Consider the following 11,548-nt stretch of genomic DNA (forward strand, 5'->3'; position numbering starts at 1 on the left):
CGTGGATCTCGCCCGCGGGGTCATGTCCTGGCGGGCGCTGTCGGTATCAACGCCGTGACCGGCGTGACCATTTCCTCGATGACTGCGGAGATGCGATGCGATCCGGCTTCCCCGTCGGATCGCTGTTCACATCGCCGGTCGGCGGACGTCGCCACCGTCATGGTGACGACCGTCGGATCAGGCAGCGGCAGTGGCGAGCGCCTTGATGCGGTCGGGACGGAAGCCCGACCAGTGCGCGTCGCCGGCGACCACGACGGGCGCCTGCAGGTAGCCGAGCGCCATCACGTAGTCACGCGCCTCGGCATCTTCGCTGATGTCGACGATCTCGTAGGACAGACCCTGCTTGTCGAGGGCCTTGTAGGTGGCATTGCACTGGACGCAGGCCGGCTTCGTGTAGACGGTGATTGACATTCGGAGGTACTCCTCGGGTCGTAGGAATCGCCAGTGACGTGCGGTTTTCCAGCGTGAAGATGGTGACCTGGATCACCATCTCGGCGGCTTTGTCGAGGAGTCGAACTGCTTCTCGTCTTGTGCCTGACTGGTAACGCAAACACTACACCTAGTGGCTGACATTTCTGACCACCACAAGGGGTTGTGAATAACATTGATGGAAGACGTGCAGGTCGGAGCGGTGCACGATCGTAAATCCGGGCGTGTCCGCCGCGTGTTCGGCGTGTCGCTCACAGGTTGTCCCGAGACCGTCCACAACATGTCCACCGCCCATCCACATCAGCACGCGGTCGACCCCCGGACACGACGACGCCGCGCCGGGCTGAGCCGGGCGCGGCGTCGGACGTCGTCGGGTGATCAGGCGCTGACAGCGACCTCGTCGACGAGTCGGGAGACCGAGGCGACGACCTTATCGACGATGGCCGGATCGGTCAGACCACCCTCGGGAAGAGCGGCGACCTGCAGGCCGAGGTCGGCCTCCTCGATGGCACGACCGCCGGCGATGCCGACGGACTTGCGGGTGTCCTCACGGGTCCACGCGCCGCCGTACTGACCGAGGGCCGCGCTCAGGACCGCGACGGGCTTGCCGGTGAGCGCTCCGGTGCCGTAGGGCCGCGACAGCCAGTCGATCGCGTTCTTCAGCGCGGCGGGAATGGTGCCGTTGTACTCCGGGGTGGCGATCAGCACGCCATCGGCCGCCCCGACCACCTGGCGCAGCTTCGCCACGCCGGCGTCGAGCTGATCCTCGATGTCGACATCTTCGCTGTAGAACGGCAGCGAGCCGAGGTCGTCGACGACGGTGATGGAGACCCCCGACGGCGCGTTGTCCGCGGCCACGTGGGCGAGCTGACGGTTCAGGGATGCTGCGCGCAGGCTTCCGACCAGCGCGACCAGTTCGACGACTCGTTCCGACATGTGATTCCTCTCGATGGCACAGGGGTCCGTGGGGGTCCGCGAGACCTCGTCTACGACTTGCTCTAACCGGACCAGGGTCCGATTCATTCCGGATCTGGTCAAGAGTTACGCTCATCACGTGCCGAATGGGCCCGACCACTCCCCGCTCCACATCTCGCTCAATCCTTCGGGGACCGAACGTGCCGACGCCGCACGTAACCGGCGTCTGTTGCTGGCTGCCGCCAAGAACCTGATCGATCATCACGGCGCGGCCGCGGTGACGATGGAGGCCGTGGCGCGCGAGGCGGGTGTGGGCAAGGGCACGGTGTTCCGCCGCTTCGGCAGCCGGACCGGACTCATGCTCGCCCTTCTCGACCACAGCGAGTCCGAGATCCAGCAGGCGTACCTGTCGGGCCCGGAGCCGCTGGGTCCCGGTGCTCCCCCGCTCGACCGACTGCTCGCCTACGGGCGCGCGCGTCTCAAGCTCACCTCCGACCACCTGGACATCCTGCTGGAGGCCGGCGCGGGCGCAGAGGATTTCATGAGCCATCCGGTGGCCCGCACATCCACCCAACATGTGCAGATCCTGTTGCGGCAGCTGGGTTTCGACGGCGCGCTGGATTTCCTCGCGCTCACCGTCCAGGCGCCACTGTCGGCGAGTTCGGTGCGCTACCTGCTCGTGGACGTCGGGCTGGGCCTCGAGACGATCACGCACCAATGGCAGGAGATGGTGACCGCGCTCGTCACCGGCCACCACCGGTCCTGACCGCACTGCTTCCGGCGGCTCGCGTCGTCGCCGCGCCGACGACCGACGCGGCCGGTGTGCCGGACGCTCGTCGCGCGCCGCGGCGCCGGGACCCCTAGCCTGGGTTCCTGTGAAAGCAGTGATCATCGGCGCCGGTATGGGCGGGACCTCGGCGGCCATCGCGTTGCGACAACTCGGGCACGAGGTCGAGGTGTACGAGCAGGTCACCGAGAACCGGCCGGTGGGCGCGGCGATCTCGGTCTGGTCCAACGGGGTCAAGTGCCTGAATCATCTGGGCCTGGAAGCCGAGACGGCCGCGCTCGGCGGCATCGTCGACTCGATGAGCTACGTCGACGCTTTCACAGGAGAGACGATGTGCCGCTTCAGCATGGCACCGCTCATCGATGAGGTCGGGCAGCGTCCGTATCCGATCGCACGCGCCGACCTCCAGCTGATGCTGATGAACGCCTTCGGTCACGACGAGATCCGATTCGGCAAGAAGATGGTCGCCGTCCACGACGGTCCGGAACACGCCACCGTCGAATTCGCCGACGGCAGCACCGCTCACGGCGACATCGTGATCGCCGCCGACGGTGCGAGATCGCTCGCTCGCGACTACGTCCTCGGCCGGATAGTCGAACGCCGGTACGCGGGGTACGTCAACTTCAACGGGCTGGTCCCGATCGACGAGGAGATCGGACCGGCGACCGAATGGACCACCTACGTGGGTGATTCGCGTCGGGTGTCGGTGATGCCGGTCGCGGACAACAGATTCTACTTCTTCTTCGACGTCACCATGTCGGAGGGAGCCCCGTTCGAACGCGGCACGGCGCGTGACGTGCTCGCCGAGGAGTTCGCGGCATGGGCTCCCGGTGTCCAGAAGCTGATCCGGGCACTGGATCCCGAGACCACCAACCGGGTGGAGATCCTCGACACCGACCCGTTCCACACCTGGGTCAAAGGACGCGTCGCGCTGCTCGGCGACGCCGCGCACAACACGACTCCGGACATCGGCCAGGGTGGTTGCTCGGCGATGGAAGACGCGATCGCCCTGCAGTTCGCCTTCCGCGACCACGCCGACGACCCGCACGCGGCACTCGCGGCCTACGAGAGGTCACGTACCGAGCGGGCCGCCGACCTCGTCCTCCGCGCGCGCAAGCGGTGCGACGTCACGCATGGCAAAGACCCGGAGGCAACCGCCGCCTGGTACGAGGAACTTCGATCCGAGGACGGCACGAACGTCATCCGCGGCATCGTCGGCAACATCGTCGGCGGTCCACTCACGTAGATCTGCGGCGGCACCGTCGCCGATCATCCGCCTGCCGACGGCGCCTCGGTGCGCTCCGCACCGGCCTCGAGCCGGGCGGTCTCCAGACCGTCGTGCGCCACGAGCGCGTTCTCGCGCGTCAGGCTCGGTCCGGGTGCCAGCAGGGTCACGACCGACCACGGGGCGCGGGACGGGGAGTCCCCGAGCCCGAGGATTCCGCCGGTCTCGAAGTCGGGGATGCCGAACCGGACGCCCGAATCGTTGACATAGAACAGGGATTCGGTGCGCGAGCTGTCTGCTTCGTTGCCGGTCACCTGCAGGTACTCACCCGAACCCGGAGGCACGTAGACCGCATCGAGGTTCGGACCGGCGCCGTCGGACGAGGTCAGACGGACCGGCACCGCATCCGAACCGAGTGGGAGCTCGCGACCTGCGAGCAATGAGGTCTGCGCGCGGGGTTCGCCCGTGTCGCGAGTCCAGGTGCGGCACAGCGTCGGATCGCCGCTCACGTTCAGCAGCTCCGGTGCGATCTCGGGAAAGTCCGAGACGGGTTCTGAGCTCAGGGTTTTCAGCGCGGCGAGCTGTCCCGGTGCGACAGTGGCCACCGGCGCGGCGTCGGAGTCGGCCAATCGCATGAGCTCGGCGGTCGGGGCACTGATCTCCTGGACCCCGTCGCGCAGCACGAGGTGAAAGGTCGTGGTGTCGTCGACGCCGACCGATTTGACGACGCTGCCGATGCTCACGCCGTCGACCGCGCCCGGTTGCCCGGCACCCGGGATCTCCGGCACCGCAAGTGGATCGACCACGGGGAACGTGTTCAACAGGCCGGTGGACATCTGCCGGGGCGTGACCCCCTCGAGCCCGAGGGCGCGCATCACCGGCACGCTCGCGGTGTCGACCGAGGCGCGCACCGGACTCCAGACACCGTCTCGGAACAACTGGTACACGAGGAAGGTCTCGTCACCGGCGTCGACGAGTACGGCGTCGGCCGGGCGCGCCGTCCCGATCGAATCGCCGAGGCGCGGTGTCTCGGCGATGACGGTCAGTTCCACCGACTCGGTCGGCGCCTCCGACACCGTGGACGAATCGCACACCGTCCAGGTCGAGGAGTCCGCGTGCGACGATCCCGGCAGGGCGGCCGGCGCGCCGGGGATGCCCAGCAGGGGCCCACGCGGGTACGGCTTGAGCTTGTTGTCCCCGACCGACGTCGGCGACTCCGAACTCCCGGTCACCAGCCGCGCGGAGGCGAGGTTCAGCACGGGATGCAGGGTGTCCTCGATCAGCACGTAGGTGCTGCCGCTGTTCTTGCTGACGACGATCGTGGCGTCGCCGACCGAACCCTGCGGTCGGATGAGGCCCCAGATCCCGCACCCGCCGAGGACGAGCAGACCGAGCACCGTTCCGACCACGAGCGCCTGCAATTGGGAGCGCATGGGATCGTGCAGCATCCGGACGTCGCGCCGAACGAGCGCGTGCTCCAGCCGCTTGATCAGGAAACGATAACCGTTGACCTGGGCTTTGGTCGTCAGCTGACGTGCCACGACTCCCCCTGTCCGCACCCGTTCCACAGCGCCGGACCTCATCCGGCGGCGGGCGGGCTGTGATCTCCTGCGGCATACCCCCTGCCGCGCGGTAGTAGCCTAACCGACAAACATGCCCCTGACGTGTGGGGCTCCACCGCTTGTGCACACACTCGGTGGGCGCCACACGGCGGTCGGCAGCGGTGATCGAGGGGGTCGCAACCGTGGAGCGGAACACGCGTGGGATGGCACTGCCCACACTCGTCCTGATCGAGGCGATCCTGGCGATCGGGCTCGTCGTGTGGACCGTGTCCGGCAGCGTCTGGGGCGCGACCGCGCTCGGTGTCGCCGTGGTCGTCTCGGCAGGCCTGGTGCACCTGGGCGATCGGCCGTCGGTGTTCGGCCGGATCGTCGCGCACCTGTCGTTCTCGTGGGCGCGCATGCGTCGCGACCACGCCGATCTGGCCCCGGCCCCCTTCGACATCCCATTGCCTGCGCCCAACACCCATGCCGCGGCCCGTCGTTCGACGGCGCCGACGACCATCGGTGCGCGATGGGTCGGCGACACCCTCGTGACGGTGGTCCGGGTGGACCCGGGAGGTCCCGCCGTCACCTATCTGACCCCCGGGCACAGCGAGATGGCCGATGAATCGGGCCAGGTGGTCCCCCTCGGTGTGCTCGCCGAGTGCATCAGCCCCTACGACATCCAGCTGAGCAGCATCGAGGTGATCAGCCACGGCGTGCGCGTCTGGGGTTCGGGCGTCGCGCCGGCCACCTACGACCGGACTCTGGGTCCGCTGTCGGCGACTGCCCAGCGGTCGGTTCTGGTCGTCCTGCGGCTGAACCCGCTCGATTGTGCCGACGCCGTCGCCCGCCGCGGCGGAGGCGCGACCGGCGCCCTGCGCACGGCGACCGTGACTACCCGCCGCGTCGCGAAAAGGCTTGCCGAACAAGGCCTGTCGACGACGATTCTGTCGGCCGCGCAGATCACCGCGATCACGACGCAGCTGACCGAGGGGGCGACCCTCGACTCGCTGTCGGAGGAGCGCGACTCGATCGGCGTGGCGGGTCTGCGGATGCGCAGCGCAGCCGTCGAACCGGCCGCGCTGACCGCCGTGCTCCGCGACGTCTGGGTCAACTCCGCGGTCTCGACGACGGTCACCGTGAAGTTGCGTCCGCGAGCAGCCGAGCGCAGGCGGCGCGGTGAACGCACGACCGTCGAGGTGTCGGGGATCGTCCGATTCAACGAATTCCCGGCCGCGCGGCGCGCACTGACCGAGTGGCCGGCCGGGTTGATCCCGCTCGATGGTCGCCAATTCGATGCTCTCGCAGCCAGTCTCCCCATCTCGACCTCGACCCGCCTCGACCGGGCGGTTCCGTTACTCGCCGGAGCGGAGGCGGACGCGTTCCTCGCCTCGGCACGCCTCCCGGCCGGTGGTTGCGGACAGCTGATCGGGGCCGATCACGCCGGCCGTGCGGTCGCGACCCGGCTCGTCGGGCCCGGTATCTCCACGGTGTCGGTGGCCGCGGGCATCCACGTCGTCGCCCAGATCGCCCTGCGCGCCGTCGCGGTCGGCGCCGCCGTACGCGTGCACACCGACCGCCCGCACCGGTGGACACCGGTGGTCACCGCCGTGGGAGACCCGAGCGCGCTGTCACTCGCCGGTCACCGCACGCCCGCGCGCCCGGGCCCGGCCCTGGTCATCGTCGACGGGGTCACTCCGCCCTCCCCGGCGCCCGACACCACCCGGATGATCGTCGTCGCTCCGGGACTGGGAGAACCGACGGACGGCGCCACGGTGGGACTGCGGCAGAATCCGCGGACCCCGCAGGACATCTCGCTCGACACCGGCGACCGGCCCACCCTGGTCACGATGGTTGCGACCCCTGACGAATGGACCCTGATCGGCGGCTATCCGGAACCCGCCGCAGCCGCGGCGCCGGCACCCGTCCGACACTGACCCGCAGCACCGACCGTGGTCTGCGGCCGGATCATTCGGCCGCGGTGGCCACCGTCGAGGTCAGTCCGGGATGCGCCGTGACCGCCGCCGGGACCAGCGCGCGGTAGAAGACCGCGCGAGCCGAGGCCGCGCGGACGATGACGTCCGGGTCGTCGTCGGTGATCCACATGGCCCGTCCGGCCGTCACGGTGAGCGGTGCCCCGCCCGCGGGCCGGACCTCCACCGCGCCGCTGAGCACGGCGAGGATCTGTGGGCCGGGCATGTCGAAGCAGATCGACGAGGCGTGATGGAGCCCGGTGCCGTCGAGTTCGACACGCGACAGCCGGAACTCCGGCGCGGGGGTGAGGTAGATCCGTTCGGCACCGATCGTCCGCACCTGCGGTGTCAGATCGGCGACGTCGACGGGGGTGAAGTCGAGGACTCGCAACAGCTCGGGCACGTCGATGTGCTTCGGCGTCAGTCCACCGCGCAGCACGTTGTCGGAGTTCGCCATGATCTCCACACCGGTACCCCGGAGGTAGGCGTGCAGGTTGCCGGCGGACAGATAGAGCCCTTGCCCGGGTTCGAGGTGAATGTTGTTGAGCAGCAACGACGCGAGGACACCGGGGTCGTTCGGATAGGCCTCTCCGAGTTCACAGACGGTGCGCAGTTCGGCAACGAAATCGGACTCGCCCGCGCTGAGAACGGTGACCGCGCCGGCGAGCACCGCCGGGACGAGTTGACGGAGGAGGGACTCGGGCAGCGTCAACCACGTCGTGAACAGCGCGCGCAGCCCCTCGGAATCCGGCTGGCCGGCCAGCATCCCGAGATACGGGTCGAGTTCGCTCACCTGCAGTGCACGAAGCAACCGGACGGTGTCCTCCGGCCGGCGGAAACCGGCCAGGGCGTCGAACGGGGTCGTGGCGACGATCAGTTCGGGTTTGTGCCACGGGTCCCGGTAGTTGCGGTCGCGGGCCTCGAGACCGACACCGCGCGAGTTCTCACGTTCGAATCCCGCGCGGGCCTGCTCGGCGGACGGGTGTGCCTGGAGCGACAGCGGTTCCTCGGCGGCGAGCACCTTGAGGAGGAACGGCAGGCGCTCGCCGAAGGCGGCCGTGCTCGCCGCGCCGAGCGTGCCGACCGGATCGGCGTCGATCACATCGACGAGATCCTGCTGGATCCCGGCGACGTCCACACAGCGAGCCGAGCCCGCCGGGTGGGAACCGAACCACAACTCGGCCTCGGGATGCGCCGACGGGACGGGTCTGCCCTGCATCGACGCGATCGCCGTCCGTGAACCCCACGCGTAGGGGCGCACCACACCGTCGATAATCCTCATTGCATCGCGTTCCCAACCAGGCGGAGGTACACCGCCGCCATCTCGACCCGTAGTGCCACGATCAGGAAATCCAGTACATCCCCCGGGCCGTCGGCCACCGGATCCTCGCCCGGCGCCGGGCGCCGGTCGTCCCATTCCCGACCGTCCGAGCCCCCGGCGGCCGAAGTCTGCTCTGCACGATCGGCTCCGATGAGCACATCGACCTCGCCCAGGCCGGCGACGCGCTGGCGCGTGTACCACTCCCGCCGGCCGGTCGACACGACCTGAACTCGTGGCGCGGGGGCCGGCGGCGGTCCGTCGAAGTCGGGATCGTAGAAGATGGAGTCGGCGGCGGGTCCGCTGTCCGGACGCGCGCCGAGCAGCTGCACCATCCGCGAGACATCCGCGAGTTCGGCTGCGGCGCTGACGATCCCGGACAGGCCGACGAGCCCGGCAACCGCGTGACGGGCGATGGCCGCACCGGCTGGGCTGTCCGCGGTCCACACCGTGGGACGCCCCTGGACCCGAAGCGCCAACGACTTCGCGCGATTGTGAAAGGCGTCGCGTGCCGGATGCCCGGTGGTGGCCTCGGCGTCGAGCGCGTCGGCGAGGTCGTCGAGCACGGGCACGGCGCCGGTGAACCGGACCTGCGTCAGCGCCCCGAACACCGCGAGCAGCGCCGCCGCGAATCCGACGAACCGGAAACGCGGTTCGATGTCGAAGCGTGGCGCGAGATCGATTCCGTTGCCGCCCAGAGCATCCTGGAGCGGACCGGCCACCGGCGCGAGCACCACCACCTCCGCCCGCCGGCGTAACGCGCGCGCGGCCGCGTCGGCGAGTGCCATGTCCCCGGCGTCGTCGCCGGCGATGATCACGACATCCAGCGGCCCGATCCACCCGGGCAACACCGGTCCGCTGACCACCGGGACATCCACCCGGGCCGCCAGGGTCGCCACCGCGAACTCGGTGGCCCGATGCGACACCCCGCTGGACCCGTGGACCACGACCACGCTGCGCGGGCGCAGCTCGGCGAGCGGCGCGAGCACACCTTCGCGGACCGCTTCGGCAACGGCGCGTACCTGCGCACCGGCGAGCGCAACCGTTCTCAGCAAACCGTCGACATCGGCCGAGATCAGCTCCTCGGCGTCGTCGAGGTCGGGGGAACCGGTTCGCATGTGACCAGGGTAGCCAGCTCGCGGAGTCGGTGTGCATGGGAACGGCACATCGTCGCGGTGGCGACGTCCCTCCTCGACGTCGACGGAGTCCACGCCCCCCGCGCGGTGGTGACCGGTCAGTCGACCGGGTCCGGCAGTACCCGAAGGTGCCCGCGACGTCCCGGACGGGGGCGGGTCTGGTGTCGCGGGGCCCCGGCCGGCTGCGACGGTGCATCGACCGGTCCGGCGCGGTGGCGCCCCGATCGACGATCCTCCACGGCCTCGCGGTGAGCGTCGGCGAAGTGGGTGTCCTCGAAGGCGTCGAGTGCGTCGATGGGACCGCGGTCGACATACCGCGGGCGTCCGCCCCCGGCGACGGCCCCGGCTTCCCGGACCGCCTCGGCGAGGGCGGTCAGCTCCTGATCCTCGGCCGGCGGCGCGGAGAAACCGCGCTCGCTGCGCAGCATCTCCCAACCCCGCGGGACGGTGATCCGGCGGGCGTGGTCATCGCACAGGTCCCAGGAGTGCGGCTCCTGCGACGTCGCGAGCGGACCGATCACCGCGGTCGACTCGGCGTAGACGAAGGTCAGGGTAGCCACCGCGGATCGGGCGCAGCCGGGTCGGCAGCACAGTCGGGGAAGCTTCACGTGACGAGATTAGCCCTCGTCGCTCGCAACCACCTCGACGACACGCTCACTGCGCGGCCGGCGAAGACACGGGCGGCCGGAGGAGACAGGGGCTCACCCGACCTCCTACACTCTCGCCATGCGTATCGACCCGAAGCCGACTCCACGTGGCTCCTCCGGCCTGCCGGAGTCCCGCCGCGGCCGGCGGCGGGTGGGGCGACATCGCGATCGTCGCGGACGCGGACTTCGCTCGCCGCTGCTCCCCCAGGGGGTGCCCGCGCACAACAGCCGATCCGACGAATTCGACGCGGTCGCGCTGGAGGCATTCGCGGAGATCGACGCGCAGTGGCATGACCAGATCGCCGGCCTCGACATCGCCGTCGACGAGATCCCGCGGCTGCTGCCGCGCGATCCGGAGACCGTCGAGTGGCCCGACGAGGTGACCGCCGACGGCGCCGTCCCACTGGCTCGGCTGATTCCCGCCGGGATGGATGTGAACGGTGCGCCGACGCGTGCGCAGATCATCCTGTTCCGCCGGCCGCTGGAGTCCCGGGCCAAGAAGGGCACCGAGTTGCTGGATCTGATCCACGAGGTCCTCGTGCAACAGGTGGCGACCCACCTGGGCGTCGACGAAGACACGATCGACCGCGGACCAGAGTGATCCGCGGTCGAGTACTGCGGTAGCCGTTCGGCCGGCCGACAGTGAGGTCGATCGATGCGTCGGGCGATCCCCGGATGGGGCCGCCGACTCAGATGATGCCGCGCTTGAGGCGACGGCGCTCACGCTCGGACAAGCCGCCCCAGATCCCGAAGCGCTCGTCGTTGTGCAGTGCGTACTCGAGGCATTCGGATTTCACCTCGCAGCCCTGGCAGATCCGCTTGGCCTCGCGCGTCGACCCACCCTTCTCGGGGAAGAACGCCTCGGGGTCGGTCTGCGCGCACAGGGCGCGGTCCTGCCACTGGTCCTCGACGGCGTCGAAGAGATCGTCGAAGTCGTTGGGCACCAACGAGAGATGACGGCGAGTCGGGTCCGCGTCGTCGGCGGCGGGCGGTCCGAAATCGGTGCCGACACCGATGACCGACGCAGCGGCGGTGCCACCGATCATCGAATCATCTACGGGGCCAAGGGTATTGAACTCGGCGGTGAATTGCGGGCGATTCTGTGGTTCAAGCGGATTGCCGATCGGGTTTTCCAAAGCCATCGTCGGCGCCTCCTAGCTCGGGATGTTGGTAGTTTCTGCGTCCTCTGCGAACACGGCCTGTGTGCCGCACCCACCACTGTTGCCACACCACTTGTACTACGGATGCGGAAACTCCCACATCAGTCGTACACACAGCGCCCGAGCGACGGCCCGCGAAGTGCCGGAACCGACCCTCACCCGAGTTCGAACATACAATCGAATCCGTTGAAGTCCAGCGGTTTTCGATCCAGAGGTTCTCGATCTCAAACTCGGAATGACACTGATGTGATTACACACGCCCGGGGCGGTCGCGGTCAAGTTGAAGTCAAAGATTCTCTGTTTACCACCAGGATCCGACAACGCTGTGACTCGACACGACATTGACCTCAACCCGACGTGAATGTCACACCGACCCCGGCACCCGTCGGAATCGTCCCCGACCGCGCCGACAGC

At 69.1% G+C, this 11,548-nt stretch carries 11 protein-coding genes; 4 read left to right on the forward strand and 7 right to left on the reverse strand.

Annotation, left to right across the window (positions count from 1 at the left end; all coding sequences use genetic code 11):
* Positions 1-177: 177 nt before the first annotated feature.
* Positions 178-411, reverse strand: a complete 234-nt coding sequence (locus BCM27_RS16915) for a redoxin NrdH (protein ID WP_004019249.1) — start codon at positions 409-411, stop codon at positions 178-180.
* Between the two features lie 396 nt (positions 412-807).
* Positions 808-1,365 carry an NAD(P)H-dependent oxidoreductase gene (locus BCM27_RS16920; protein WP_004019248.1) on the reverse strand — a complete coding sequence of 186 codons (558 nt, stop codon included), beginning with the start codon at positions 1,363-1,365 and terminating at the stop codon, positions 808-810.
* Between the two features lie 118 nt (positions 1,366-1,483).
* Here BCM27_RS16920 and BCM27_RS16925 point away from each other — a divergent pair, with 118 nt between their 5' ends.
* Both BCM27_RS16925 and hpxO read left to right on the forward strand, forming a co-directional pair.
* Positions 1,484-2,110: a TetR/AcrR family transcriptional regulator gene (locus BCM27_RS16925; RefSeq protein WP_004019247.1), complete on the forward strand. Its 627-nt coding sequence runs from the start codon at positions 1,484-1,486 to the stop codon at positions 2,108-2,110.
* 109 nt (positions 2,111-2,219) lie between these two features.
* On the forward strand, positions 2,220-3,377 hold the full coding sequence (hpxO, locus tag BCM27_RS16930; RefSeq protein ID WP_004019246.1) for an FAD-dependent urate hydroxylase HpxO: 1,158 nt from the start codon (positions 2,220-2,222) through the stop codon (positions 3,375-3,377).
* Between the two features lie 23 nt (positions 3,378-3,400).
* On the opposite strand, the gene eccB is transcribed toward hpxO, so the two are convergent.
* Positions 3,401-4,897, reverse strand: a complete 1,497-nt coding sequence (gene eccB, locus BCM27_RS16935) for a type VII secretion protein EccB (protein WP_033203984.1) — start codon at positions 4,895-4,897, stop codon at positions 3,401-3,403.
* 224 nt (positions 4,898-5,121) lie between these two features.
* On the opposite strand from eccB, the gene eccE reads away from it, so the two are divergent.
* Positions 5,122-6,837 carry a type VII secretion protein EccE gene (eccE, locus tag BCM27_RS16940; RefSeq protein ID WP_239450613.1) on the forward strand — a complete coding sequence of 572 codons (1,716 nt, stop codon included), beginning with the start codon at positions 5,122-5,124 and terminating at the stop codon, positions 6,835-6,837.
* A 31-nt stretch (positions 6,838-6,868) separates the two neighbouring features.
* On the opposite strand, the gene manA is transcribed toward eccE, so the two are convergent.
* From manA to BCM27_RS16955, 3 genes are all read right to left on the reverse strand, one after another.
* Entirely contained in the window at positions 6,869-8,155 is a 1,287-nt protein-coding gene (gene manA, locus BCM27_RS16945; protein ID WP_004019243.1) for a mannose-6-phosphate isomerase, class I, read from the reverse strand.
* Positions 8,152-9,309, reverse strand: a complete 1,158-nt coding sequence (locus BCM27_RS16950) for a hypothetical protein (RefSeq protein ID WP_004019242.1) — start codon at positions 9,307-9,309, stop codon at positions 8,152-8,154. The genes manA and BCM27_RS16950 overlap by 4 nt, the downstream gene beginning before the upstream one ends.
* 116 nt (positions 9,310-9,425) lie before the next feature.
* The gene (locus tag BCM27_RS16955) at positions 9,426-9,935 is read right to left on the reverse strand and encodes a DUF3499 domain-containing protein (RefSeq protein WP_172622064.1); all 510 of its coding nucleotides are present in this window, start codon (positions 9,933-9,935) and stop codon (positions 9,426-9,428) included.
* 118 nt (positions 9,936-10,053) lie between these two features.
* On the opposite strand from BCM27_RS16955, the gene BCM27_RS16960 reads away from it, so the two are divergent.
* On the forward strand, positions 10,054-10,575 hold the full coding sequence (locus tag BCM27_RS16960) for a metallopeptidase family protein (RefSeq protein ID WP_004019240.1): 522 nt from the start codon (positions 10,054-10,056) through the stop codon (positions 10,573-10,575).
* 88 nt (positions 10,576-10,663) lie between these two features.
* Here BCM27_RS16960 and BCM27_RS25955 read toward each other — a convergent pair whose 3' ends face one another.
* On the reverse strand, positions 10,664-10,921 hold the full coding sequence (locus BCM27_RS25955; protein WP_172622106.1) for a WhiB family transcriptional regulator: 258 nt from the start codon (positions 10,919-10,921) through the stop codon (positions 10,664-10,666).
* Positions 10,922-11,548: the final 627 nt, after the last annotated feature.

The organism is Gordonia terrae, from assembly GCF_001698225.1.
Lineage (GTDB): Bacteria > Actinomycetota > Actinomycetes > Mycobacteriales > Mycobacteriaceae > Gordonia > Gordonia terrae.